Below are 26,477 nucleotides of genomic sequence, written 5' to 3' on the forward strand. Positions count from 1 at the left end.
TACATAAGTTCAAGTCAGCGCACTGAATATTCATAAGAGCTGAATCCTGCTATTTCGAGGACTAATTCATGATTCTGGTAATAATTGTTGAATACAGCACCAATGCAACAACAAGCAATACCAGTGCAATTGCAAATTTACTTAAACCCGCTTCTGCTTCAGGCGGATGCAGACGATCCTCATCTGCAATGCGGACCAGCTCACCATTATAAAGCTTATAAAACTGCTCACGCTGGTTTTCATCCAGCGCACGGGTAAAGTCGTAGACTTCTTTACGTTGTGCCAGTCCATAATCACCCAGATGGGTATGTTTACTGAATATAGCTTGATCGAGTTTTTTACGATGCAAATCGGCAAGTTCCATAATTTGACCTGCAGTCGGAGGCATATCAAATTTCACACCATCTAAAGTTCTTGTCATCATGGCCTTCTCCTTATTGTTTGCTATCCATTTACAATGTAGCTTAATAATATTTATAGTTGTGTATAGTTTAATCAGTTAAACTATAACTTAAGTAAACAAATAAAATCGAATAGTTGACTTTTCCATTATTTTGTAATATTAGTTTAACAATACTAATTTATATTTGTATTTAGACTAAATAGTCTATCCTGTAATCATAATTAAAATTAAGGAGTTTTTATATGATACAACAACTCTCTCAACACGATCTGGAACATCTGTACGCAGATGCCGTGAATACCATTCAATCGCAAATGAACTTTGCTGATGCAGTAAAACAGCTTGAAGAAGCCGCTCGTGCTGGCCATGGTAAAGCAGCGCTTTTTTTAGCAGAACTTTATTATCAAGGTTTCCGTGTAGAACGAGATTCACTCAAAGCCCAGTACTGGCAGAACATGGCCACCATGCAAGCATAAAGAAACGTCACCTAGGTGGCGTTTTTTTATGCCCTTTTTTCAATAAGTAGCAATCAATACATATTTTCTTACGAATCCTTGCAAAGCTGAAACAGTAATTTCATATAAAGTTTCTAGAATAGAGCCTGAACTCCAATAGCACTTTATTCTAATGAAACCACGAAAAATTATTCAATTTGATCCGATCTGCAAAAACTTTCTGTTAAAGATCACGATGCTTAAATCTTTGATGAATTGTGGCGAGCTATGGGGCGCATATCACCAAGGCTGGGCGATGATGCGTGACCAGGAAGACTGCATCTTCCCATTCTGGCTCAATCCGCTGGATGCTAAAAATTATGCCCAGCAGCATTGGCCGGATTACATCCCGCGTAAAATCAATTCTGAAGATTTTGAAAATGCATTATTGCCGACCCTGTCGCGACTGAATGTTACGCCAGCCCTGTTCAACACCAATGGAACCAAACTCAAACTGACTGCTGCACAGATGCGTCATCTGTTTTTTTCGCAACAAAGACTGCACATTGCTTAAATAACATGCTATTTATAAAGACTAAAACCTAAACACTTAGAGATGTTCAGGTTGAATACATACTCTAGGATTAATAATAAATTAACCAATAAGGATGATTAAGCATGACCAATGTGGCACAGGTGCTCAGTGAAAAAATGCATCAAGCTATTTATACCATCCGTCCAGATTCTACTGTTTTAGAAGCCATCACCTTGATGGCGGATAAAGGAATCGGGGCGCTTGTGGTAACCCATGAAGACAACGTGGTGGGGATTTTATCAGAGCGGGATTACACCCGTAAGATCGCGCTGATGCAAAGAACCTCATTCGACACCACTGTTAATGAGATCATGACCTCTAAAGTGATTACCGTAAATACAGCTACTACCGTAGAAGACTGTTTATCTCTGATGACTGAACGCCACCTACGCCACTTACCTGTGGTCGAACATGAAAAACTGATCGGTCTGATTTCAATTGGGGATTTGGTCAAGGCCGCCATGGATGACCAACGCAAATTGATTGAACAGTTACAGCAATATATCTCAGGTTAAAACATCATCTAGCTTTCTCTAAGGCATTTGAAGATCACTTAAGTAATACAAAATAAAGTTTTATATCTGATGCATAAAAAATCCCGGTACGTGTACCGGGATTTTTTATATGAACCTTCTGAATACAATCAGTTTAGACCTAATTTTTTTGCGACGTAATCTGAGTCTTTATCACCACGACCCGATAAGTTCACCACAATCTTGGTATCTTTTGGCAATTTACCCGCTTCACGAATGGCCCAAGCCACCGCATGCGAACTTTCTAGTGCAGGAACAATTCCTTCTACACGTGAAAGGGTCATGAATGCATCTAGACATTCCTGATCGGTCGCAGTGGTGTACTCCACCCGACCCAAATCTTTCAACAAGCTATGCTGCGGACCCACACCCGGATAATCCAGACCAGAAGCAATTGAATGCACTGGCAAAGGTTCACCCTGCTCATCTTCTAGCACATAACAGGCCATCCCATGTAACTGGCTCGGCTTACCTAAAGTCAAGGTTGCTGAATGCTTGTCAGTATCCAGACCATGTCCGGCAGGCTCTACACCTACCAGTTTCACATCTGGTTCATTTAAAAATGCAGTGAATGCGCCTACTGCATTAGAACCACCACCGACACAGGCAACAACATAATCAGGATTTGCACCAAAACGCTCATTGGCCTGAACTTTAATTTCATCGCCAATAATCGACTGAAAATCACGCACCATCATCGGGAATGGATGCGGCCCGACTACCGAACCAATGGCATAGATGTAGTTTTTCGGGTCTTTTAAATATTCTTCAAAAGCACTGTCGACTGCATCTTTGAGTGTGGCTGTACCGCGAGTCACAGAGATCAGTTTGGCACCCAGAATTTTCATCTTGACGACGTTTGGATGCTCTTTTTCAATATCCACCTGCCCCATATGAATTTCACATGGGATACCCACCAAGGCACATGCAGTTGCCAGTGCGACACCATGCTGTCCTGCGCCTGTTTCTGCAATGACTTTGGTTTTACCCATATATTTGGCAAGTAAAGCCTCACCGAGACAGTGATTGATTTTGTGCGCGCCGGTATGGTTCAGATCTTCACGTTTCAGATAAATCTGCGCACTGCCAAGCTGTTCAGAAAGACGTTTGGCATGAAATAAAGGACTTGGGCGACCGACATAATGGGCAAACAGGTCTTTCAATTCATTCTGAAATTCTTCAGTTTGACGAATTTCCTGATAGGCCACATTAATATCATCCATGGCCTGTTTCAGATCGGGTGGAATAAACTGACCGCCATACTGACCAAAAAAACCCTCTTCATTCGGTAACGCAATACCATTAATTTGATGAGCCATAATCATGCCTGAAATTTTAAATAAGAGATAATGAGTGACTTTATACTAGAATAATTTTTTTTAAATCACTAATAACTCTAACTAAAGTCACTTATAGATAAATGGAATTAACGCGCCAGATATTTAGTCATGTCTTCAATGCCTTTCAGCGTCATTGGAAACATATGATTTTCAAATATTTGCTGGATCAGACCAATCGTATGGGTGTAATGCCAGTATTTTTCTTCTTCAGGATTCAGCCAAGCGGTTTTATCAAAATGCTGACGTAGACGCTGCAACCAGACTTGCCCAGCCTCATCATTCATATATTCAACCGAACCACCGACAGAATTCAGCTCATAGGGTGCCATGCTGGCATCACCGACTACAATCACGCGATAATCGCGCCCATAGGTATTGAACAAATCCCAGGTATTCATACGTGAACTGGAACGACGGACATTGTCTTTCCAGACATAGTCATACAGACAGTTATGGAAATAAAAATATTCCAGGGTTTTGAATTCGGTTTTCGCAGCACTGAACAACTTTTCACACTGGGCAATATGCGCATCCATCGAACCACCGACATCGAACAGCATTAAAACTTTGATGCGGTTACGACGCTCCGGCATCAGTTGTACATCCAGAATACCCTGCTTAGCCGTTTCACGAATCGTACCATCAATATCCAGTTCTTCGGCTGCACCCTGACGGGCAAACTTACGCAAACGGCGCAATGCCATCTGCATCTGGCGGCTACCCAAAATCTGCTCATCGTCCAGATTGCGGTATTGACGCTGCTCCCAGACTTTCACCGCAGAACGCTTACGCCCCGGCCCGCCAATACGCACACCTTCAGGATGATCGCCATAGGCACCAAAGGGTGAAGTGCCACCGGTACCAATCATCTTGTTGCCGCCCTGATGTTTTTTATGCTGTTCGCGCAGACGCTCTTCTAGCATTTTCATCAGTTCTTCCAGCGATCCGGCTTTTTTCAGCTCTTCGCGCTGCTCCGGGGTCAAATGCTTTTCCAGCAACTCCAGATCAAACCAGTCTTTGGGCAGCTTATGCACCTGATTTAGCAGCTCATCCAGATCAAAGGTCGCGATACCATCAAAATAGTCTTTCATGGCGCGATCGAACTTGTCGAAATAGCGCTCGTCCTTGACCATTATAGTTTTGGCAAGCTGATAGAACTCGTCCTGATCGGCAAAGACCAGTCCTGCGGCAACTGCCTGATTGAGGTCAATCAGTTCGCGGGTCGATACCGGCACGCCGTATTTGCGTAAGGTATAAAACAGTCGCACAAACATGCGTGTTTCTCCCTTAACGACGTGACATAAATGCTAGACGTTCGAGCAACTGCACATCTTGCTCATTCTTGATTAATGCGCCGTACAGGGGCGGAATTGCTTTGGATTTATCAGTATTGCGCAGAATATCTTCCGGCATGTCGTCAGCCATAAGCAGGCTGAGCCAGTCGATCAGTTCAGAAGTTGAAGGTGGTTTTTTTAAACCCGGAATCTGACGTAATTTAAAGAAGACTTGCAAAGCCTCATTGACCAATGTGGTCGAGATATTGGCAAAATGCACATCGATGATTTCACGCATGGTGGCTTCATCCGGGAATTCGATGTAATGGAAGAAGCAACGACGCAGGAAAGCATCTGGCAATTCTTTTTCATTATTTGAGGTAATGATCACGATTGGGCGCTGAGTTGCCGTAATGGTCTCGCCAGTCTCGTACACATAGAACGACATTTTATCGAGTTCATGCAGCAAGTCATTTGGAAACTCGATGTCTGCCTTATCAATTTCATCAATCAACAGGACACAGCGCTCTTCACTGGTAAACGCTTCCCATAATTTACCCGGCTTGATGTAGTTCTTGATGTCATAGACACGGTCATCACCCAACTGACTATCGCGCAAGCGGGATACGGCATCGTATTCATACAGGCCTTGCTGTGCTTTGGTAGTAGACTTGATGTGCCAGGTGATCAGCTTCAAACCCAGACTTTCTGCGACTTGCTCGGCCAGCAAAGTCTTACCTGTACCCGGCTCACCTTTGACCAGCAACGGTTTTTGCAAACTGCGTGCAGCTTTCACCGCAAGTTTTAAACTGTCAGTCGCAATGTACTGATCGGTACCTGAAAATTGTTGAATATCAGCAGACATGATTGAACCTTATTTTTTACTTACAGCGGTGAACTTTTCTCGTGAACACGAATATTGCTTTTGTTCGACACATAGGTCGACCAGCAATAGCCAATCACAGATCCAATCCCAATGACAAATAAAATAAGTGACGCATTAATCCAAACCAGGGATTGCTCTTTGGTTAGCACCCCAAATAACAGACCAAAGATCGCGGGTGCAATGGATGCATTCGCCCCCTCGGATACCGTCGGTGTTAGCAGAATGGCAAAGGCCACAATCCACAAAAAACCGCCCATAGGTTTAGGCAGGCGTTTGGTCACGCCATACCAGCACCATAAAGCAATCAGGCTGCCGAGCAGATAAACTGCTACGGCAATGCTCTGTTCAGGAATTGAGTCTAATACAGCCACATAACCATTCATTTCACAACTCCTGAATCAACATTAAGCACCGCGTAGACCTTCTGGTGCAACTGCATTTGGATCAATCAAGCCTTCTGGAGGCATTTGTAAAAAGAAACCGCGAGTTTCAATCGAATCCATGACATGCAAGACATTGGCACGTGCCAGTTTACGTGATTCGCTCAGTTCAAGATGCATAACAAAAGTCGCACGTCCAAATGCTATTTGCACGGCTTCTGACAGAACGCTTAACGGTTCGAATGTTTCAGCTTCGCTTTCATTCGCAGGACGCGCCACATACAGATACATTTCACTTTTTTTACTGGATTTGTAGATAGACACTTGCATATTTCAAACGACTTTTCTGGAAAAACAACCGCAAGGATACATCAAAAAAAAGACAGAAACATTAGCCACATCTCATGCATCAGTCGTGAATTTGTATAATTGCTTTTTCTTTAACCAATCCTGTGAGCAATCACTCGCTGACTTTCATCTGAGTAGACAGATAAGATTCATCCTGATGCAAGACCTGTATCAATGGCTGAGTTAGCAATTCATAGCGCCAGCCCAGTAGATAATCCGGCAGATCCTGCTCGTCCTTATGAAAGACTACATGCTGATACAAGGCATTCAGCCATTTCTTACGCATCAGGACTTCTTTAGGAATTGAGGTTTCATTGACGACATTCTGAATAATTGAATCAATTTTTTCGCCGATATCTTTGGAAGAATGGCGAATTGGACGTGCCAGACGTAAAGGCCAGTTTGCCGGCTCCGGCAGGAATTTCAGTAAATCTAAAATGGTTTTGCCATGCTCACGAACCACATTCGAACGAATGTCTTTCACATGACTCAGCTGGAAATTATTGCGCGGGAATTTTTCCACCAGATCAATCATGCTGGCATTTTTTAAAATAAAACTGCGTGGCTGATTTAGTGCTTTGGCAATCTGATCACGCCAAACCATTAATTGCTGCAATTGCATCAGCTGACGGCGTGAATGCCGGTAATTGCCGACATCCTGATACAACAAGGCAGTTGGGGTATCTTCGCCAATTTCCTGAGTCAGAAAACGGCAATCTTGCAAGGCAAAATCCAGCAGATCTTTCGACTCCAGATCCCGTTTGATTTTCTCTGACAGTTGCACCAGATAATGCACATCATTGGCAGCATAGAGCAACTGTTCGGAACTGAGTGGACGCGCCAGCCAGTCAGAACGGGTCTGGTCTTTTTCGATATCGACTTCCAGCATCTGCTTCAATGCATTTTGATAGCTGACTTGCAGACCATGCCCCAAAAATGACATGCCAACTTGGGTATCAAACACATTACTCAGCGATTTCTTCTGGGTATAGTGATAGATCAGATCGATATCTTCACTACAGGCATGAAAAATATTCTGCTGTGCGTTAAAAATTTTATTAAGGAACTCAGTCAGATCCAGCGTGGTTCCATCCAACAAATAGACCTTGTTGTCTACGTTAATCTGAAAAACACCCAGCTTAGGCCATAAGGTATCAACCTTGATAAACTCGGTATCCAGCCCATACACTGAATTCTGATCCATCAGCTTCAGTACATGAGTTAAGTCGTTTTGATGTTGAATAAATTGAAACATAGAACTGAGTCTAAGATTAGATTCTCGATAGATCCATATTAACTGATCTATAGAATTTTTGTATAAAAAATAACGCCAATTCTGCCCTATTTCCTAAAAAATGGCGCTTACTTATCAGGTTTTATATTCTAATTAATATCTTTTTTATATTAAAACTAACAAGATATTTAAGCTTAACTTACTTCATGCGCATCCGGTTATGTACTGCCTGACTCAAGGTATGACTATCGACATATTCCAGCTCACCACCTTGCGGTACGCCCTGGGCAATTCGGGTCATCTGGATCGGCAAATGTTTACTGGCCTCAACCAGATAATGCGCCGTGGCCTGTCCTTCTACCGTGGCATTGGTCGCCAGAATCACTTCTTTCACCTGACCATTGGCCAAACGATGCAATAAGTAGGGAATACCGATTTCTTCTGGTCCAATACCATCGAGTGGTGACAGATGCCCGCCCAATACATGATATTTACCTCTGAAGCTGCCACTTTGCTCAATCGCCATGACATCTGCAGGTGATTCCACTACACAGAGCAACTCATCATCGCGATCCAGCGAAGTACAGATATTGCAGACTTCATCTTCAGTCAGAGAATGACAAACTGAACATTCATGAATGTGATTGGTGGCTTCAGTCAGTGCATGTGCCAGACCAATAGCACCCTCACGATTTTTCATGATCATATGCAATGCCATACGTTGAGCCGATTTCGGCCCAACGCTTGGCAAAATGCGTAATGCTTGAACGAGTTGATCAAAACGATCACTAAACATTGCGCATTCTTCCTTAGAACATACCTGCAAGACCAGGCGGTAAACCCATACCTGAGTTCGCTGCTTTCATTCTTTCGTCAGATACCACTTCTGCCTGACGTGCTGCATCATTCATTGCTGCTGCAATCAGGTCTTCGATCATGTCTGGATCATCCTGAAGTAATTCAGGATTGATTTCGATACGCTTCACTACGTTACGGCAAGTCATGGTTACTTTCACCAGACCGCCACCCGCCTCGGCATGCACTTCAGTTTGCGCAAGCTCTTCTTTGGCTTTTTTTACGTTGTTTTCAACTTCTTTCTGCATGCGCTGAGCTTGCTGCATCAACATGTTAATGTTCATAAATATCTCCGAACATAAATTTATAAAATTAAATCAGGTCTAAACCGCGACGAATATCCTGGATAATATCACCAATCTCTTCCAAACCAACAGATACGCGAATCAAACCTTCGCGAATACCGGCAGCTTCTTTGGCTTCAGGCGACAATTTACCATGTGTCGTGGTTGCCGGATGGGTAATGGTCGATTTCACATCGCCCAAATTACCGGTAATCGAGATAAACTGGGTATTGTCGATGACAGTCCATGCTTCCTCACGGCCACCTTTGACTTCAAAAGACACAATACCGCCAAAACCGCTCTGCTGTTTGGCTGCCAGTTCATGACCGACATGTTCAGGCAAGCCCGCATAATATACTTTTTCCACTTTTGGATGCTGGTTCAAAAATTCAGCCAATTGCTGTGCACTTGCTGAATGTTCACGCATACGCAAACGTAGTGTCTCCAAGCCTTTTAGAAAAACCCAGGCATTGAATGGGCTCATTGACGGGCCGGTGGTACGGACATAGCCGAAGATTTCTTCCAGCAGCTTATGATTACCTACCACTGCACCACCCAAGGCACGGCCCTGACCATCCAGATATTTAGTCGCAGAATACACCACCAGGTCTGCACCAAATTTGATTGGTTGTTGTAACACCGGTGTACAGAAGCTGTTATCAATCGCCAATAAAGCATCATTGGCATGCGCAATATCGGCGAGTCCCTGTATATCAGCTACTTCTGCTAAAGGATTCGATGGAGACTCAACAAAGAGAATTTTAGTTTCAGGCTTGATGGCATTTTTCCATGCATCAAGATCAGTCAAATCGACGAAATCAACACTGACACCAAATTTTGCGACATATTTTTCAAACATGGAAACCGTAGAACCGAAGACTGCACGTGAACAAATCACATGATCGCCGGCTTTTAAGAATGCCATCATCACTGCCATAATGGCTGCCATACCCGAACTGGTGGCGACGGCGCGCTCTGCACCTTCAAGTGCAGCCAGACGCTTTTCAAACATGGCAACGGTCGGATTGGTAAAGCGAGAATAGATATTGCCCGGCTCCTGGCCTGAGAATTTAGCTGCGGCTTCTGCAGCATTTTCATACACAAAAGACGATGTTAGAAAAATCGGTTCGCCATGCTCACCTTCAAAAGTGCGGGTATGACCGGTACGAATGGCTAAAGTTTCTAATTGGTAAGAAATATCGTCTTGCTGGCTCATCGCTTTACCTCAGCCCTCAGGCTGCCTTTTGTAAAAATTTGCCAACATTTTGAGCGCCTAAGCTATTTCAGGTCAAGGCATAATAAGCGATTATTGCTTAGACTTCGATCAATCCTCCCGCGGATACGGATATTTTATTTACATGATTCAGTTAAAACAAAACTTTCAGCGCCAGCAAAAAAAATTGAAACACCTCAGCACCCGGGTGTTTAATGCCTCCTCACTGATCCTGTCGCAAAAAACCCCTTTTGAATATATTGCCGGCACCGAGTTTTGCAAGATTCGTTATTACGCTTCACCTGAGAAAAAATATAAGGAGCCTCTGGTTTTCATCGCACCGTTAGCCATTAATATGGATATCTATGATCTGTATCCTTATCGCTCTCTGGTCAAGCATTTTCAGCATAGCGGTTTTGATGTCTATCTGGTGGAATGGAAACGCTTTAACTTTAAGCACCGTCACCTGAATTTTTTATCTTTTATCGATGCAGCCATTCCTCAATCCATTGAAACTATCTGCAAGCATTCAGGCAGTCAGTTCATTTCCTTACACGGCTGGAGTATGGCTGGGGTGTTTGTCACGCTCTATACAGCCCTGCATTCGCCTGAACATGTCAAGAATCTGATCGTGGTGGGCAGTCCTATCGACAGTTATGCGTCAGGACGTGTCGGCAAACTTTTTTCTACGACCAATAAACTGATTTCTAAAAATAAGAATTTGCAACAGGCCATTCATCAAGGATTGATCCCGAAGCAATATATTCATACACCGGGTATTGTAAATGCCTTGGGCTTTAAATTACTTGATCCGATTGGCTGGCTAAAAAGCCAGAAGCAGTTTTTGCTGAATCTGGATCATGTCGAAGATGTCTATGAACATGCCACCATGGGGAATTTCCTGAACAAGATGATCGATTATCCGGGCGGGATTAATCAGGACATGGTTCTGCATTTATGGCTGCAAAATCCTTTAAAATACGGTTCTATCACTTTAGATGGTCGTATTGTTGATCTTAAAAATATCAGCTGCTCCCTATTGGTAGGTGCAGGTCAAACCGACCAGATTGTCACAGAACAGTCAGCTAAGCCTTTGATGGAATTGACAAGTAGCCAGGATAAGACGTTTACTCTTATACCGGGTGGTCATCTTGGACTAATGTCGAACCAGAAAACAGCCAATACATTCTGGCCAAAAATGACGACCTGGCTGGTGCAGCGCTCCACACGTCTTGATGCTTAAAGCAGATTTCTCGCACCAGAAAAATATTAAAAATTATCAATAGATTTAAACATATTCAGAGGGTACAGCATGATTCAATCAGTGGCATTTATCGGCCTAGGTGCAATGGGTTTTCGTATGGCAGCACATTTACCCAAGCATTTTGATACGGTCTATGTCTGGAACCGCAGCTTTAACAAGGCAGAGCAACATGCGGCTGAATATGGCACCCAAGCCGTCACACTGGAACAGGCCGTACAGGCAGATGTGATTTTTTCCTGCCTGCCAACTAGCGCTGACGTTGAACGACTTCTGGAAAATCTGTCGCTTAAATCCGGTTCAGTCTGGGTCGACTGCACCAGTGGTGTACCGGATTCTGCCCAAAAATTGGCAGTACAATTGGCTAAACATGGGGTAATCTTTCTGGATGCACCGGTCAGCGGCCAAACCGTTGGTGCTGAGAATGGTACATTAACCGTGATGGTGGGCGGCAATGCAGAGGGCTATGAAAAAGCCCTTCCTGCGCTGCAGGCATTTGGCAAGCTGATCAAGCATGTCGGTGAATCTGGCGCGGGTTTTGCAGTGAAAGCCGTAAATAATATGTTAATGGCTGTAAACCTGTGTGCCGTCGCAGAAGGCTTTACTACACTGAAAGCGCATGGGGTAAACCTGCATGAAGCGCTGGATTGTATTAATGCTTCAAGTGGTAAAAGCATGGTGACTGAAACCGTATTGCCACAGCGTATTTTAAACCGCAGTTTTCCTGTAACCTTTGCCCTGCCACTCTTGGCCAAAGATACAGGCATTGCAATCGACCTTGCACGTGAAGCCAAACTTTCTGCGCCTGTGCTCTCGTTGACCCAGAATCTGATTCAGGCGGCCAGCGATCTGTCGGATAAAAACAGTGATTTTTCCAGTGCTGTGAAAATGTATGAATCATGGAGTAATATTACCATCGAGTAATATCTCGCCATTGAATAATGATAACGAAACCTCATATTGTGACTAGTAGGCAGGCACATATAGTGGATAACCCAGAGGAAACTCTCATGAAGAAATTTTCTGTTGCAGCATTGATTGGCTTTGCAACTTTGTTCGGGGCTTCAACATCGGTTCTTGCATCTGAACAAGAGTGCAAAAAATTAAAAAATGATCATGACGTGATTTATGCGTCTAAAGGTTTCTGTTTCAAAGATCCTGAAGCAAAAGCCAAGTTTGGCAATGATAATTGCTATACAACTAAACCAAAATTTTCAGAAAAAGAGCAACAACGACTTGACGCCATCAAAGATCGTCAGAAAGAATTGAACTGTAAATAATTACAGTTCAAATCACCTTCAAGGATTAAGCATGCTTTACGATGATCAAAATATTTTTGCACGAATTATCCGCAACGAAATTCCTGCAATTAAAGTGTATGAAGATGATCAAGTTCTCGCTTTTATGGACATCATGCCTCAAGCTGAAGGTCACACGCTGGTCATCCCTAAAACACCTGCTATAACATTGCTTGATCTACCTCCTGACGCTGCTGCTTACACCATTCAAATTGTGCAAAAAGTTGCGCAAGCGATGGAAATAGCACTTGAAGTAAAAGGTATTGTACTGATGCAACTTTCAGGCGCATCTGCTGGTCAGACTGTTCCGCATGTACATTTCCACCTCATTCCAAGTTCAGTTCATGAATTAGGCAAACATGCTTTACACATGGGTGATCAAGAAAAAATCCAAGCCTTGGCGGAAAGAATTAAAGCCGCACTTTGATTTAAAATAAATTCAAAAAATGGAGCTTCGGCTCCATTTTTTATAAATACAGAATAAGAAAAGAAAGAATTAGCCTTCATATTTAATCCAAACACGTCACCAAACTGTCATTTATTGTTCACCTCGTTGTCACAAACATTACAGATACTGCATAGCAAGTTGGTGAGCTTTTGTAATTTTTTGTACTTAAGCAAACTAAAAAAGAAGTGTTAAGTAAGGCGAATGCCATTTAGAACCGTGTTTTGGAGAAATATCTCAATGAAAAAATTACTTCTCGCTACTGCAGTAGCGGCTTTGGGGATGAGTGCAGCACAAGCAGCACCAACTTTGTATGGTAAACTGAACGTATCTATCGACCAAGTTGATAACTACGATTTCAAAGGTAACGATGTTTCTGAAGTAAGCTCTCATGCTTCACGTATTGGTGTAAAAGGTGAAGAGAAACTGACTGACAAGTTGTCAGCTGTTTATCAAGCTGAATGGGCTGTTTCTACTGATGGTTCTGGTTCAGATACTGACTGGAGTGCACGTAACCGCTTCATCGGTCTTAAATGGGCTGGTTTAGGTACACTAAAAGCAGGTAACTACGATTCTTATTTCAAAACAGCTGCTGGCAGTGCTCAAGACATCTTCAACGATCACACTCGTCTTGACATTACCAACATGATGCACGGTGAAGAACGTCCTAAAAATTCGATCGGTATCGAAACTGACAAAAAATTGCTTGGCGGCGTTCAATTCAACATTATGGCGCTACAAGGTGAAAATTCAGCTGCTCCTGGAGCTGGCACTTCTGGTGACGATAGTGCACGTGATGGCTTCGGTGATGGTATCTCAGCATCTGTCCTATATGATAACAAAGACATTGGCTTATCTTTAGGCCTAGCAGCAAACTCTGCTGTTGAAGGTAAATATGTAGGTTTTGATGGTAAAAAATATATTTCTGATGCTTTCCGTATCACTGGAGCTTATGACTTCTCTAAAGTGGGTATCAACGGCTTGACTTTAGGTGGTTTATGGCAAACCGCTGAACCATCTGACGATCTAACCGCTGCTAAAGGCTTACAAGAAGATGCTTTCACAATTGCCGCTGCATATAAAATCGGTTCAACTCCATGGGTTGTAAAAGCTGAATACGCAAATGCGAATACAGAATACACAGCTGGAACTACTTCTGTTGATCGTGACATCAATCAATACGGTCTTGGTGTAGATTACTACTTCAACAAACAAGCTCGTATGTACGGTATCGTTGCTTCTCAAGAACGTGACTGGAAAACAGCTGCTGGTGAAGATGATACTATGACTGTATTCGGTCTTGGTATGGAATATAACTTCTAAGCCAAAAGCCATAGCACACTAAAGAATATTTTATTTAAGTATGCTGATTTTTTGACCGCGTACTTAACCAAAAAAAGACTACCTACGGGCGGTCTTTTTTATTTCTCACGAATAGAGTATTTAAAACCATATCTGTATTATTTTCTTTTTAAAATCATTAAACCCTAATTAAAAAACAGATTAATCCTACTTAATACATATTATTTCAAATACCAATTTTTAATAATATGCAACCATTTTGGTCAGATTTTTAGATAATACACAACTGTTTTAGTCAACTTTAAATATAATACATTACCATTTTAGTTGGGATTAAAAACATTAACACAAAGCTTTTTAGTCTACTTTGAAGCAAATAAATATTAGTTTATTTTTTAACACTCACCAGAATAAGCTATTGTTTTTATTAATTTAAATAATATATTTTTACTTTAACTGTTTAATCTATTTATTTTTAGTTACTTTTTGTTTAATAATATCCATTATGTTTTAAAAAATAGGCTTATTTGCATGAGCTTAATACCCAAAGATTTTAACAAACGATTAGTTCGCGAGATAACAATCATATTAATAATTAAGATTGTTCTCTTATTGACGATTAAACATATCTGGTTTGACGCCCCTACTATTCCCAAAAATTTTGACTCTCAAGTTGCCGAGCACATTGCCGGCAGTCCTTCCCCAATCAAGGAGACACGTTGATGATTTCTGAAAGCGTGGTCGATCTTTCGCGGTTCCAATTTGCAATGACCGCGATGTATCACTTTATTTTTGTTCCACTGACTTTAGGCCTGGCTTTTTTGCTTGCCATTATGGAAACCACCTATGTGATTTCCGGCAAAGAAATCTATAAAGACATGACCAAGTTCTGGGGAAAACTGTTTGGTATTAACTTTGCCTTAGGGGTAACCACCGGCCTGACCATGGAGTTCCAGTTCGGAACCAACTGGGCATATTACTCGCATTATGTCGGTGATATTTTCGGTGCACCGCTGGCGATTGAAGGTTTGATGGCCTTCTTCCTTGAATCGACATTTATTGGCTTGTTCTTCTTTGGTTGGGATCGTCTGTCCAAAGTGCAACATCTGGCCGTAACCTGGCTGGTGGCTTTAGGCTCGAACATGTCCGCACTCTGGATTCTGGTCGCCAATGGCTGGATGCAAAACCCGGTCGGTTCGGCATTTAACTATGAAACCATGCGTATGGAAATGGTGGACTTTGCTGCACTGATTTTTAACCCGGTCGCTCAGGTTAAATTTGTGCATACCGTATCTGCCGGTTATGTCACAGGTGCTATTTTTGTACTGGCCATTTCAAGTTATTACATGCTGAAAAAACGTGACCTGCCCTTTGCACGCCGTTCTTTTGCCATCGCAGCCATCTTCGGCCTTGCTTCTACACTTTCGGTGATTTTACTGGGGGATGAATCAGGTTATGAGCTGGGTGATGTACAGAAAACCAAACTGGCAGCAATTGAAGCCGAATGGGATACCCACCCTGCGCCTGCACCATTTACTTTGTTCGGTATTCCGAATAAGGAAACCATGACTACAGATTATGCAGTGAAAATTCCTTATGTGATGGGTCTGATTGCTACACGTTCTACGACTGAACAAGTCACAGGTATTAAAGACCTGCTGGTTCAGCACGAAGCGCGTATCCGTAATGGTATGGTGGCATATTCACAACTGGAAAAATTACGTGCTGGTGATCAGTCTCCAGAACTGAAAACCGCTTTTGAAGAAAGCCAAAAAGACTTAGGTTATGGTCTGCTGCTGAAAAAATACACACCAAATGTCGTTGATGCCTCTGATGAGCAAATCAAAGCAGCTGCTAAAGACACTATTCCACACGTACCAAGCCTGTTCTGGGCATTCCGTGCCATGGTGGCTTCTGGCTTCCTGATGCTACTTCTATTTGCACTGGCAACTTTTGCGGTAGCAAAACGTAATGCAGAAAACAAACCATGGTTATTGAAATTTGCTTTATTTGCACTGCCTTTACCTTGGGTTGCTGCGCAAACTGGCTGGTATGTGGCAGAAGTGGGTCGTCAACCTTGGACCATTGGTGAGGTTTTACCGACGCATCTTTCAGCATCGAGCTTAAGCACAGGTGATGTATGGGGTTCAATCTTGGCATTAGCAGCATTCTATACCGTGTTACTGATTATCGAGATGTATCTGATGATCAAGTTCTCACGTCTTGGCCCAAGCTCACTGCATACCGGTAAATATCATTTTGAAAGGCTTGCAGCTGCAGAAAAAGCAAATGGGGAGACTCACGCATGATCGAATATGAATTATTAAAAATCATTTGGTGGGTGCTGGTCGGCGTATTGCTGATTGGCTTTGCCCTCACCGATGGCTTCGATATGGGCTCTATGGCGATCATGCCATTTGTGGGCAAAAATGATAGCGAGCGCCGTGCAGCGATCAATACCATTGCGCCGCACTGGGACGGTAATCAGGTCTGGTTTATTACTGCCGGCGGTGCGTTATTCGCTGCCTGGCCAATGGTCTATGCAACTGCATTCTCTGGCATGTACTGGGCACTGTTGCTGGTCCTGTTTGCCCTGTTCCTGCGTCCGGTCGGTTTTGACTATCGCTCAAAACTGGAAAATACCAAATGGCGCAATTCATGGGATTGGGGTCTAGCGATTGGTGGTGCAGTTCCTGCATTGGTCTTTGGTGTGGCATTCGGTAACATGTTCCTGGGTGTGCCATTTACTCTAGATGAAACTGTACGTTCTACTTATACTGGCAGCTTCTTTGCCCTGCTGAATCCGTTTGCTATTGTGTGTGGTCTGGTCAGCTTATCGATGCTGTGTGCACATGGTGGTGCATGGCTGATGTTACGCACAGATGGTGACCTACGTCAGCGTTCTGCCAAAGCAACGCAAATCATGGGTCTGGTGTATTTGGCAACTTTCCTGGCAGCCGGTGCATGGTTGTATTTTGGTGGTATTCAAGGCTATACCTTGGTTACACCTTTTGATACCAATGGTGTTGCCAATCCGCTTGCAAAAGAAGTATTGACCAATGCTAATCCAGGCTGGATGAACAACTATTCGACTTATCCAATCACGATGGCAGCGCCTATTGCCGGCATTTTGGGTGGCTTGATCATTGTCTTGGCAGCAGGTAAAAACAAAGCAGGCCTGAGCTTCCTGGGTTCATCTCTGGCTGTCATCGGTGCAATTCTAACTGCTGGTTTTGCCCTATTCCCTTTCCTGATGCCTTCAAGCATTAACCCGGTTGCAAGTCTGACTATGTGGGATGCGGTATCTAGTAAAAATACTTTAACGGTCATGACCGTTGCTGCCTGTATCTTTGTTCCACTGATCCTGATCTATACCACTTGGTGTTATTACAAGATGTGGGGCGTGATTACCAACAAACACATTGAAGATAATTCACATAGCCTGTACTAAGGTTATGTCTTAAGGAGAGACAACTATGTGGTATTTTGCCTGGATTCTGGGTGTACTGATGGCATGTTTTGCCAGTGTGATTGCTGCCATTTACATGGAACAACACCAAGACCTGGATGAGGAATAAAACATGACAGAAGCTGCGCTTGAGAAAACCGTTGTAGACAAGAAACCAAACAAATTTGCGATGATGATTTCCTGCCTCCTGGCTTTTCCTCTCGCAGCCGTGTTATTGGTTCATCCTTCCGCAATGCTGGATGCCAATGGTGAATATAGCCATAGTGCCATGATGTATATCATGATTGGTATTTCTGGAGGCTTTGTCCATGGTGTGGGCTTTATGCCGCGCCACTGGTTCTGGAAATGGCTGTTTAGTCCATTCTTGGCATGGCCTTTAATGATCTGGGGCTATTACACCTGGTTTCTCAGTTAAAGTATGAAATTAAAAAAGCCCTCAAGTGAGGGCTTTTTGATATCGCTTATCGATTTCTGCTTTTTGTTCTACTGTTATATCACTCTGCATCTGGAAACAATTTCTATATTGCGCATGAATGTGATGAATATACTTTTCTTTACCCGCATGTCTTAACAATATTTGTGCAGCCATCGTAATAAATCCATTTACTTGTTTAATAATCACAAGCATTTGCTCATCAGCTAATCCTGCTCTTTTTTGAATTAATGAATTTCGTCCTGTATGAACAATAGAATGCAAATGTTTTAATGAGTAAAATTTAAACTCTTTAAATATCTCTACTATATGAGCTATCTCTACAATATTCTCTAATTTCGTTATCATTTCTACTGCTGTCGGGATTTTAATATTCTTTAAAAGGTCATCTGCATTATTTAATTCAAACTTTTGTATTTCTTGATTTGAGGCAACCATAAGTAACCAGTAAGCTCTAACGACCGCCTCAAACTGAATTCTAAACAAGGCAAGCGCAGATATATCTCTTTTTATTTCCAGTAAACTGAGAATAGCCACACCATGCTCAATCGACAATTCACAGCATTGATAAACTATCTCAAGCCGAGGCCCACCCTCCAAAAATATTGAATTATTTAATTCACTCCCAAGCTCTACCAACATTTTTTCTGATTCACGAAAAATATTACTCAAACTTAACTTCCTTTTTATACTTAATAGAGATTATTTATGTTTTGTTTTAAGAATAATAAAAAAGCCGGAACTAGTCCGACTTTTAGAATAATTATCGATGAGTATGAATCGACATCACAATGCCCATCCCGGCCAACATGGAAATCACCGCCGTTCCGCCATAGCTCATCAGCGGCAATGGATCTCCGGTCACAGGTAAAATCCCGCTCACCATGCCGGAGTTTAAAAATACAAAGAAGAAGAAAGTCAGCCCCATGGCTCCAGCATATAAACGGCCAAAGTTATGAAAGCTGTTTAAACCAATCATCAAACAGCGAATAATAATGGCAGTGAATAAACTAAACAGTAGGAAAACACCGATAAAACCGAATTCTTCGGCATAAGTCGACATAATAAAGTCAGTATGATGTTCAGGAAGATAACCTAAATGTGATTGCGTACCTTCAGTATAGCCTTTACCCGTGGAACCACCTGAACCAATCGCAATTTTGGACTGGATAATATTCCAGCCTGCACCCAAGGCATCCGACTCCGGATCAAATAGCGTAGTAATACGCTTTTTTTGATACTCTTGTAATACAAACATCCATGCAGCCGGAGCTGCCACGGCTACTGCAGCGGCTGCACCACCAATCAGACGCCACGACATCCCACTTAAAAATAGAACAAAAATACCGGGAATCACCAAGCCAATGTTCAAGTCAGGCTGAAGCGCCACCAAAACAAATGGTACGCCCAATAAAATCAGAGCCCCCACAATATGCAAAAATTTGGGAGGAAACGGCTTACGTGCAAAATACCATGCCATCATCAAAGGCATCGCAAATTTCATCACCTCACTCGGTTGCATGCTTCCTACCCCCGGCAAGGTAATCCAGCGGGTTGCACCCAAGCGTTTTTCACCAATCACAAAGACCAGAAGCAGCATGAAGATCCCGAAGGCGTACAGGTATGGACTAATCGCCTGATAAACTTTCGGTGGAATCTGCGCACAGATAAATAGCAGCACAAAACCAATCCCGAAACTGACGGCCTGACGCACCACCATGCCAGAGTCTTCGGAGGTCGCGCTATACACCACCATTAAACCCAGGATTGCATTGAGAACCAGAAAGCACAATAACCATGGATCAAGGTGCAACTTGGTCCATCGAGATGAATCTTGCGGGTTAATACTACGTCCATCACGCAAAGAGTGACGTAAAAACCGATACTGCTGTGAAGGTATCATTGGCCAAAAGGTGAAAAAGAATGATGGCAAAATTATAAGTGAAAGCTATAGCGAATAGATCGCTACAGCCAGATTTATTCTGCTTTTATTTAGGGTGTGTTGACACTTTTAGCTTAAAAAAATAGCGAAGTAGTAAAATCAAATCGCCAAACCCAATTTTACTATTCGCTATGCCTCGTACCATGCTGACAGATCAACACTGGCAAAAGTTGAAAGTTATTCTGCGTAATTTATCCATTCACCACAACTCAAATTTACGCAATTTTATTGAAGCTATTCTCTATAGAATTAGAACAGGCTGTCCGTGGCGAGATATTCCTTGTTGTTTTGGTCATTCAAACTCTATTTTCAAACGTTTTAATCGTTGGTCAAGCAGCGGTAAGTTACTTAGATTATTCAAATTACTAGCCTCATGCCCCGATATGGAGTGGATTTTTATTGATGGCTCTCATGTACGTGCTCATCAACATTCTGCCGGCATAGCGAATCAATCTATTTCTAAAAGTGTAGGAGGAAACTCCTCAAAAATACATTTGATTGTTGATGCACATGGCAATCCTATTGATTTCATGATTACCGATGGAACCACACATGATGTTAAAGTTGCACCTGATTTAATATCAACATTAGATTTAAAAGAGACAAAAGTGGTATGTGCAGATAAAGGCTATGATTCAGAACCACTGCGTGAACAGATCAGGAAAACAGGGACTAAAGCAAATATACCAAAGAAAACAAATAGCCAATCGAACAATGACCATATGGACTGGTATTTATATAAAATCAGGCATTTAGTTGAAAATATATTTTGTAGATTAAAGCAATTTAGAGGAATAGCTACTCGATATGACAAGCTCAAAAGAAATTATCAAAGTTCTGTTGCTTTAGCCTGTATATTTTTATGGCTACCTTTATAGGGTTAATTATGAACAGTAAATGTCAACAGACCCTAAATATTATTTGAATATATTTTTAAGCCTGAGCCTGTAAAATCAGCCTGGCCAGTTCCAGATCATCCGGATAGGTAATTTTAATATTATCGGAACGACCTTGTACTACACTCACCGGCTTACCGATATGTTCCAGCGCACTGGCTTCATCGGTAATCGTGGCACCATCTTGCAAAGCCTGCTCAAGCGCCCGTTTCAACACACCTAGCTTGGCCATTTGTGGCGTTTGTGCCTGCCAGAGCATCGAGCGATCCACTGTTTCCTCAATATCAAAATTGGTTACTACACGCTTAAGTGTATCTCGCACCGGAATCGCCAGAATCGCAGCCTGATCATTTGTAATCGCCGTATTGACTAACTGTTGCAGACAATCCAGACCGACACAGGGACGCGCCGCGTCATGTACCAGCACCCACTCATCTTCAGAAGCGATTTGAGATAAATACGTGAGTGCATTTAACACGGAATTCACCCGCTCGGCACCGCCCAGACAAAAATGGGCTTTCTCTTGACTGGAAAATGGCAGCATTTTTGCGACGTTGTCCTGTTCACCAATCGCCAGGACATAACCCGCCAAAGGCAGTTGATTCAGACGAGCCACCGTATGTTCAAGAACAGTTCGCTCTTGAATCATCTGATATTGTTTCAGTTCTGTTTTGGAGAAACGGCTACCGGAACCTGCAGCTGGAAGAATGACCCAAAGTTTAGGGTGTAGTTGGTGCTTCAGCTGACTCATTGGTTCGCAGGTCTACTTTAGAATTAGGATTAAGATAGATCGGTTTATATTGAGTACTGATCGTGCTCATTTGAATAAAAGTTTCGCGTGGCTTAATCAGACCAAGATCTAAACGCGCATGTTCTTCGATGGCTTCAATACCATTCTTCAAATCATAAACTTCTGCTGCCAGAACGCGATTACGCTCTTTTAGCTCATCATTCAATTCCATCTGTTGCTGGATTTTCTGGGTCAGTTGCTGATGATCATGATAACCACCTTCACCAAACCAGTATAAATATTGAAACCCTGCGATCAAAATGATCGCAAGGCCCAACAGTACTTTACTCGCAGTCGAGTCGAATACATTTAACATTGACATAAGTCGCTTAGTTCAAACCTTTGAACTCAGCTTTACCGCGATATGCAGCATTAGTCAATTCTTCAATACGAAGTAATTGATTATATTTCGCTACACGGTCAGAACGGCAAAGTGAACCAGTCTTGATTTGACCCGCTGCTGTACCTACTGCAAGATCAGCAATCGTTGAATCTTCAGTTTCGCCTGAACGGTGTGAAATTACAGTAGAGTAACCATTTTCTTTTGCAAGATAGATCGCATCTAAAGTTTCAGTCAAGGTACCGATCTGGTTGTATTTAATCAGAATCGAGTTACCCACTTTTTCGTTGATACCACGTTGCAGGATTTTCGGATTCGTTACGAACAAGTCGTCACCAACCAACTGGATCTTGTCGCCAAGAATAGAAGTCAGGTAAGACCAGCCTTCCCAGTCAGATTCGTCCAAACCATCTTCAATCGAGATAATTGGGTACTGGTTTACCAGACCTGCTAAATAGTCAGAGAACTGGTTGCTTGTGAACGCTTTGTTGCCTTCGCCCGCAAGAATATATTGACCATTTTTGTAGAATTCTGAAGATGCACAGTCAAGCGCAAGCATGATGTCAGAACCTGCTTTGTAGCCAGTTTGACCAATTGCTTCAAGAATAACCGTAATTGCTTCTTCGTTTGAACGCAAGTTTGGTGCAAAACCACCTTCATCACCTACCGCAGTGTTTAAACCTTTTTTGTTTAATACTGATTTAAGTGAATGGAAGATTTCAGCACCGGCACGTAGCGCTTCAGAGAATGAAGTGAAGCCTACTGGCTCAATCATGAATTCTTGAATATCGACATTGTTGTCTGCATGTGAACCACCATTGATGATGTTCATCATTGGTACAGGCATGGTTAGAATCGTTTGACCGCGAAGATCTGCGATGTATTGGAAAAGAGGAATTTTCTTTTCTTCAGCAGCAGCGCGAGCAGCAGCCAAAGACACTGCCAAAGTTGCGTTTGCACCTAATTTTTCTTTGTTTTCAGTACCGTCAAGCGCGATCATCGTGTTATCGATGTCTTTTTGTTCGAATACTGATTTACCGACCAAAGCGTCACGGATTAACGTATTGACGTTATTTACCGCAGTTTTAACGCCTTTACCTAAGTAACGCGCTTTATCGCCATCACGAAGTTCTAAAGCTTCACGAGAACCAGTTGAAGCACCAGATGGTGCACATGCACGGCCAACTACGCCAGATGCTAAGATTACGTCTGCTTCGATGGTAGGGTTACCACGAGAGTCCAAAATTTCACGTGCACGAATGTCAACGATTTGGCTCATGAACTATTCCTCAGTTGATTAATATGAGCTGCCTATACGGCAGCGCAAGAGTGATAAACTCAGTGTGTATCTAACTTTTCGAAACCTTTAACCAAGGTATCCAATTCTTTTAGCTGTGCCAGGAACGGCTCAAGCTGAGACATGCGCAGCGCACATGGACCATCACACTTGGCTTTTTCCGGATCTGGATGTGCTTCCAGGAACAAGCCTGCAAGACCCGTTGCCATACCCGCACGTGCAAGCGTTGTAATTTGCGCACGACGACCACCGGCAGAATCTGCACGGCCGCCTGGGGTTTGTAAGGCATGGGTCACATCAAAGAAAACCGGGACATTCATTTCTTTCATGATGTCGAAGCCCAGCATGTCTACAACCAGATTGTTATAGCCAAATGCCGAACCGCGTTCACAAATGATCAGCTTGTCATTTCCGGCTTCCAGACACTTATGCAAAATATGACGCATTTCGTGTGGAGCCAGGAACTGGGCTTTTTTGATGTTGATGATCGCATCGGTTTTTGCCATTGCTTCAACAAGATCCGTCTGACGGCTTAAGAAAGCTGGCAATTGAATAATGTCTGCCACTTCTGCAACAGGAGCCGCTTGGTACGGCTCATGCACATCGGTGATGATCGGTACATTAAAGTGTTTTTTAATGTCAGCTAACCACTCGAGACCTTTTTCCAGGCCAGGCCCACGGAAAGAGTTCAGGCTTGAACGGTTGGCTTTATCAAAGCTGGCTTTGAACACATAAGGAATGCCCAAACGTGTGCAGATATCGACATAAGTCTCTGCGATTTCAAAAGCCAGGTCTTTAGATTCAAGTACATTCATTCCGCCGAATAATACAAATGGCAAATGATTTGCCATTTGTATATCGCCCAAACGTACAATTTCTTGTGGTTTTAATTGCGACATTTAAACTTCCCTAGTTGTGTCCTACGCACCGATTATTTGGTTTTTTGGTACTGCTTTTTCGCAGCATCAATGAAACCGGCAAACAATGGGTGACCATCGCGTGGCGAGCTGGTAAATTCCGGGTGGAATTGTACTGCAATAAACCAAGGATGTGCAGGAATTTCAACAGTTTCTACCAAATGCTGTACCGGAGAATAACCAGAAATCTTCATGCCTTTTTCTTCCAGCACTGGGATATAACGGTTGTTCATCTCGTAACGGTGACGATGGCGCTCGATGATTTCTTCAGAACCATAAACTTCTGCAGTTTTAGTCCCTGCAACCAGTTCAGATTTTTGCGCGCCAAGACGCATCGTACCACCCAGATCAGAATCAGCAGAACGTTGCTGAACTTCACCACGCTCATCTAACCATTCAGTAATTAAACCAATCAATGGAGATTTCGTTGAACGGTTAAATTCAGTCGAAGTCGCATCTGCAATACCAGCAACATTACGTGCGTATTCGATCACAGCCAACTGCATACCCAAGCAAATACCGAGGAACGGCACACCGTTCTCACGTGCGAACTGAATCGCCTTCATTTTGCCTTCAGTACCGCGCTCACCAAAACCGCCAGGAACCAGAATCGCATCAGCATCTTTCAATACTTCTGCTACATCTTGGCTTTCAAGCTCTTCAGCGTTTACGTAGTCAATCTGAACTTTCACACGGTTTTGAATACCCGCATGTAGAAGTGCTTCGTTGACAGACTTGTATGCATCTGGAAGTTCAACGTATTTACCAACCATTGCAACACGTACGGTGTATTCAGGGTTCAGCAGTGCTTCTACAACGTTATCCCAATCTGTTAAGTCAGCTTCAGGAAGATCGTTATAACCAAAACGTTCACAGATTAAATCGTCAACATTTTGTTCGTAGAATGTACGTGGAATCTGGTAGATCGAACGTGCATCTTTACATACCACAACGGCACGTGCTTCAACGTTGGTAAATAATGCAATCTTACGCGTCGTATCTGCATCTACATCGTATTCTGTACGGCAGATGAGAATGTCTGGCTGAATACCAATCGACAGGAGTTCTTTAACAGAGTGCTGTGTTGGTTTGGTTTTTAATTCTGCTGCAGACTTAATGTATGGGAGTAACGTTAAGTGCATTAACATGGTACGTTTATGACCAAGTTCAACCATTAACTGACGTACAGATTCCATGAATGGGAGAGATTCAATGTCACCTACAGTACCGCCGATCTCTACGATCGCAACGTCATAACCTTCGCCTGCACGAAGTACACGCTCTTTGATATTGTCAGTAATGTGTGGAATAACTTGCACAGTACCACCCAGGTAGTCGCCACGGCGTTCTTTGTTCAGAACATCCTGGTAAACACGGCCTGATGTAAAGTTATTCAGTTTGGTCATTTTCGCACGACGCAAGAAACGTTCGTAGTAACCCAAGTCTAAGTCTGTTTCAGCACCATCTTCTGTAACAAAAACTTCACCATGCTGGAATGGGCTCATTGTCCCTGGATCGACATTAATGTATGGATCCATTTTTACCATGGTCACTTTTAAACCACGAGCTTCTAAAAGTGCAGCAACAGAAGCAGCTGAAATACCTTTACCTAGTGATGAAACTACACCACCAGTAACGAAAATAAAATGGGTCATTGGGTTTCTCGTACAATCGAGCCTAAATCGGCCTGCAATGTTGCGCAATTTTACTTTACCTTGTACCTAGAAAGCAAAGTCAATCCGCATCAATTCAAAGAACAATAAACAATTGACTATTCTAACAGCAATTCCTATAAAAAATTACAGTAAGTTCATATGATTTCTATCTTGCATTTTGCTGCTATAATAGTGTATCCCCTCCACACTTTTATGTTTGATGCAATGATGATGAAGAAACTTTTAATCTCCACCCTAATCCTGACTGGCCTGACATTAACTGCGTGTGTAAAAAAAGAAGCACCAAAAGAAGAAGAGCAAGTAGAAGTTACTCCAGCATCTGAAATCTCGACTCCAGAACCAACGCAATTTGAACCGCTTGAACCTGTAGAACCAGCGGCAATTGAAGAAGAAGTAGCGCCAACAGTTGAAATTCAACGTGAGCAAACTGAAAATACCACGACCGAAATCCGTCGTGAAATCAAAAAGCCAGAAACGACTGAGCCGGCACCAGTGCCTGAAACCCGCGAAGAACCTGCGTCAAAGCCTGCTGAGACCACACCTAAAACCAATTCAAACTCAGAAAATAAGTCTGAGGATGATGCAGTTGCTGACGCGATTGCTGCAGCGATGCCAGCACTTGACTGATTACA

32 protein-coding genes are annotated in these 26,477 nt (G+C 42.8%); 15 read left to right on the forward strand and 17 right to left on the reverse strand.

The features are described 5' to 3' along the window. Positions 1-61: 61 nt before the first annotated feature. On the reverse strand, positions 62-421 hold the full coding sequence (locus F894_RS08995) for a hypothetical protein (RefSeq protein WP_034436454.1): 360 nt from the start codon (positions 419-421) through the stop codon (positions 62-64). Positions 422-645: 224 nt separating this feature from the next. Between F894_RS08995 and F894_RS09000 the strand changes: the two genes are divergently transcribed. From F894_RS09000 to F894_RS09010, 3 genes are all read left to right on the forward strand, one after another. Next, a complete protein-coding gene (locus F894_RS09000) occupies positions 646-879 on the forward strand; it encodes an SEL1-like repeat protein (protein WP_004278686.1) in 234 nt (77 codons plus the stop codon). Positions 880-1,030: 151 nt separating this feature from the next. Continuing rightward, positions 1,031-1,411, forward strand: coding sequence for a DUF2750 domain-containing protein (locus F894_RS09005; RefSeq protein WP_004645256.1), 381 nt, complete (start codon positions 1,031-1,033; stop codon positions 1,409-1,411). Between the two features lie 104 nt (positions 1,412-1,515). Further along, positions 1,516-1,947 carry a CBS domain-containing protein gene (locus F894_RS09010; RefSeq protein WP_005247202.1) on the forward strand — a complete coding sequence of 144 codons (432 nt, stop codon included), beginning with the start codon at positions 1,516-1,518 and terminating at the stop codon, positions 1,945-1,947. A 128-nt stretch (positions 1,948-2,075) separates the two neighbouring features. Here the strand turns inward: F894_RS09010 and trpB are convergent, their stop codons facing one another. From trpB to F894_RS09055, 9 genes are all read right to left on the reverse strand, one after another. Further along, positions 2,076-3,284: a tryptophan synthase subunit beta gene (gene trpB / locus F894_RS09015; protein WP_005247203.1), complete on the reverse strand. Its 1,209-nt coding sequence runs from the start codon at positions 3,282-3,284 to the stop codon at positions 2,076-2,078. 107 nt (positions 3,285-3,391) lie between these two features. Then, positions 3,392-4,579, reverse strand: a complete 1,188-nt coding sequence (locus tag F894_RS09020) for a vWA domain-containing protein (RefSeq protein ID WP_005247204.1) — start codon at positions 4,577-4,579, stop codon at positions 3,392-3,394. A 13-nt stretch (positions 4,580-4,592) separates the two neighbouring features. Further along, positions 4,593-5,444 carry an AAA family ATPase gene (locus F894_RS09025; RefSeq protein ID WP_004278691.1) on the reverse strand — a complete coding sequence of 284 codons (852 nt, stop codon included), beginning with the start codon at positions 5,442-5,444 and terminating at the stop codon, positions 4,593-4,595. 20 nt (positions 5,445-5,464) lie between these two features. After that, positions 5,465-5,848, reverse strand: coding sequence for a hypothetical protein (locus tag F894_RS09030; RefSeq protein ID WP_005106668.1), 384 nt, complete (start codon positions 5,846-5,848; stop codon positions 5,465-5,467). Positions 5,849-5,869: 21 nt separating this feature from the next. Next, on the reverse strand, positions 5,870-6,175 hold the full coding sequence (locus tag F894_RS09035) for a YcgL domain-containing protein (protein ID WP_005247205.1): 306 nt from the start codon (positions 6,173-6,175) through the stop codon (positions 5,870-5,872). Positions 6,176-6,305: 130 nt separating this feature from the next. Next, positions 6,306-7,448 (reverse strand): ribonuclease D, encoded by a 1,143-nt coding sequence (locus tag F894_RS09040; protein WP_005247206.1) that lies wholly within the window; start codon positions 7,446-7,448, stop codon positions 6,306-6,308. A 178-nt stretch (positions 7,449-7,626) separates the two neighbouring features. Beyond that, positions 7,627-8,223 (reverse strand): recombination mediator RecR, encoded by a 597-nt coding sequence (gene recR / locus F894_RS09045; RefSeq protein WP_005247207.1) that lies wholly within the window; start codon positions 8,221-8,223, stop codon positions 7,627-7,629. 13 nt (positions 8,224-8,236) lie between these two features. Then, entirely contained in the window at positions 8,237-8,566 is a 330-nt protein-coding gene (locus F894_RS09050) for a YbaB/EbfC family nucleoid-associated protein (protein ID WP_004278699.1), read from the reverse strand. A 28-nt stretch (positions 8,567-8,594) separates the two neighbouring features. Next, positions 8,595-9,782 carry an O-succinylhomoserine sulfhydrylase gene (locus F894_RS09055; RefSeq protein ID WP_005100072.1) on the reverse strand — a complete coding sequence of 396 codons (1,188 nt, stop codon included), beginning with the start codon at positions 9,780-9,782 and terminating at the stop codon, positions 8,595-8,597. A gap of 142 nt (positions 9,783-9,924) precedes the next feature. On the opposite strand from F894_RS09055, the gene F894_RS09060 reads away from it, so the two are divergent. The 10 genes from F894_RS09060 (at position 9,925) to F894_RS09105 (ending at position 17,969) form a co-directional block, all read left to right on the forward strand. Then, positions 9,925-11,022 carry an alpha/beta fold hydrolase gene (locus F894_RS09060; RefSeq protein WP_004645261.1) on the forward strand — a complete coding sequence of 366 codons (1,098 nt, stop codon included), beginning with the start codon at positions 9,925-9,927 and terminating at the stop codon, positions 11,020-11,022. 69 nt (positions 11,023-11,091) lie between these two features. Further along, on the forward strand, positions 11,092-11,964 hold the full coding sequence (locus tag F894_RS09065; protein WP_005247209.1) for an NAD(P)-dependent oxidoreductase: 873 nt from the start codon (positions 11,092-11,094) through the stop codon (positions 11,962-11,964). Between the two features lie 86 nt (positions 11,965-12,050). After that, entirely contained in the window at positions 12,051-12,320 is a 270-nt protein-coding gene (locus tag F894_RS09070; protein WP_004278704.1) for a YARHG domain-containing protein, read from the forward strand. A 31-nt stretch (positions 12,321-12,351) separates the two neighbouring features. Beyond that, complete coding sequence (locus F894_RS09075) at positions 12,352-12,765, forward strand: HIT family protein (RefSeq protein WP_005247210.1); 414 nt, start codon at positions 12,352-12,354, stop codon at positions 12,763-12,765. 258 nt (positions 12,766-13,023) lie between these two features. Further along, positions 13,024-14,106 carry a porin gene (locus F894_RS09080; RefSeq protein ID WP_005247211.1) on the forward strand — a complete coding sequence of 361 codons (1,083 nt, stop codon included), beginning with the start codon at positions 13,024-13,026 and terminating at the stop codon, positions 14,104-14,106. A 510-nt stretch (positions 14,107-14,616) separates the two neighbouring features. After that, positions 14,617-14,808: a cytochrome oxidase putative small subunit CydP gene (gene cydP, locus F894_RS09085; RefSeq protein ID WP_005247212.1), complete on the forward strand. Its 192-nt coding sequence runs from the start codon at positions 14,617-14,619 to the stop codon at positions 14,806-14,808. After that, positions 14,808-16,394: a cytochrome ubiquinol oxidase subunit I gene (locus F894_RS09090; protein ID WP_005247213.1), complete on the forward strand. Its 1,587-nt coding sequence runs from the start codon at positions 14,808-14,810 to the stop codon at positions 16,392-16,394. The genes cydP and F894_RS09090 overlap by 1 nt, the downstream gene beginning before the upstream one ends. After that, positions 16,391-17,536, forward strand: coding sequence for a cytochrome d ubiquinol oxidase subunit II (cydB, locus tag F894_RS09095; RefSeq protein WP_004731264.1), 1,146 nt, complete (start codon positions 16,391-16,393; stop codon positions 17,534-17,536). The genes F894_RS09090 and cydB overlap by 4 nt, the downstream gene beginning before the upstream one ends. A gap of 25 nt (positions 17,537-17,561) precedes the next feature. Then, the gene (gene cydX, locus F894_RS14945) at positions 17,562-17,663 is read left to right on the forward strand and encodes a cytochrome bd-I oxidase subunit CydX (RefSeq protein WP_004278713.1); all 102 of its coding nucleotides are present in this window, start codon (positions 17,562-17,564) and stop codon (positions 17,661-17,663) included. 3 nt (positions 17,664-17,666) lie between these two features. After that, complete coding sequence (locus F894_RS09105; RefSeq protein WP_004278714.1) at positions 17,667-17,969, forward strand: cyd operon YbgE family protein; 303 nt, start codon at positions 17,667-17,669, stop codon at positions 17,967-17,969. A gap of 21 nt (positions 17,970-17,990) precedes the next feature. On the opposite strand, the gene F894_RS09110 is transcribed toward F894_RS09105, so the two are convergent. Then, positions 17,991-18,659 carry a DUF6988 family protein gene (locus tag F894_RS09110; protein ID WP_005247214.1) on the reverse strand — a complete coding sequence of 223 codons (669 nt, stop codon included), beginning with the start codon at positions 18,657-18,659 and terminating at the stop codon, positions 17,991-17,993. Between the two features lie 91 nt (positions 18,660-18,750). Further along, complete coding sequence (rodA, locus tag F894_RS09115; protein WP_005247216.1) at positions 18,751-19,890, reverse strand: rod shape-determining protein RodA; 1,140 nt, start codon at positions 19,888-19,890, stop codon at positions 18,751-18,753. 170 nt (positions 19,891-20,060) lie between these two features. On the opposite strand from rodA, the gene F894_RS09120 reads away from it, so the two are divergent. Continuing rightward, a complete protein-coding gene (locus F894_RS09120; protein ID WP_004646354.1) occupies positions 20,061-20,807 on the forward strand; it encodes an IS5-like element ISAba31 family transposase in 747 nt (248 codons plus the stop codon). A gap of 55 nt (positions 20,808-20,862) precedes the next feature. Here F894_RS09120 and ispD read toward each other — a convergent pair whose 3' ends face one another. Genes ispD through F894_RS09145 form a run of 5 tightly spaced genes read right to left on the reverse strand, consistent with a single transcriptional unit; the run spans position 20,863 to position 25,824 of the window. Next, positions 20,863-21,576, reverse strand: coding sequence for a 2-C-methyl-D-erythritol 4-phosphate cytidylyltransferase (gene ispD / locus F894_RS09125; RefSeq protein WP_005247217.1), 714 nt, complete (start codon positions 21,574-21,576; stop codon positions 20,863-20,865). Next, positions 21,545-21,937, reverse strand: a complete 393-nt coding sequence (locus tag F894_RS09130; protein WP_004645271.1) for a septum formation initiator family protein — start codon at positions 21,935-21,937, stop codon at positions 21,545-21,547. The genes ispD and F894_RS09130 overlap by 32 nt, the downstream gene beginning before the upstream one ends. Positions 21,938-21,944: 7 nt before the next feature. Further along, positions 21,945-23,234, reverse strand: a complete 1,290-nt coding sequence (gene eno / locus F894_RS09135) for a phosphopyruvate hydratase (RefSeq protein WP_004278719.1) — start codon at positions 23,232-23,234, stop codon at positions 21,945-21,947. Positions 23,235-23,293: 59 nt separating this feature from the next. Further along, positions 23,294-24,151, reverse strand: a complete 858-nt coding sequence (gene kdsA / locus F894_RS09140) for a 3-deoxy-8-phosphooctulonate synthase (RefSeq protein ID WP_004278721.1) — start codon at positions 24,149-24,151, stop codon at positions 23,294-23,296. Between the two features lie 32 nt (positions 24,152-24,183). Continuing rightward, positions 24,184-25,824 carry a CTP synthase gene (locus F894_RS09145; protein ID WP_005100051.1) on the reverse strand — a complete coding sequence of 547 codons (1,641 nt, stop codon included), beginning with the start codon at positions 25,822-25,824 and terminating at the stop codon, positions 24,184-24,186. 225 nt (positions 25,825-26,049) lie between these two features. Here F894_RS09145 and F894_RS09150 point away from each other — a divergent pair, with 225 nt between their 5' ends. Then, positions 26,050-26,472: a hypothetical protein gene (locus F894_RS09150; protein ID WP_212749438.1), complete on the forward strand. Its 423-nt coding sequence runs from the start codon at positions 26,050-26,052 to the stop codon at positions 26,470-26,472. The last annotated feature ends 5 nt before the right edge of the window (positions 26,473-26,477 follow it).

This window comes from Acinetobacter sp. CIP 51.11 (assembly GCF_000369665.1).
Lineage (GTDB): Bacteria > Pseudomonadota > Gammaproteobacteria > Pseudomonadales > Moraxellaceae > Acinetobacter > Acinetobacter lwoffii_S.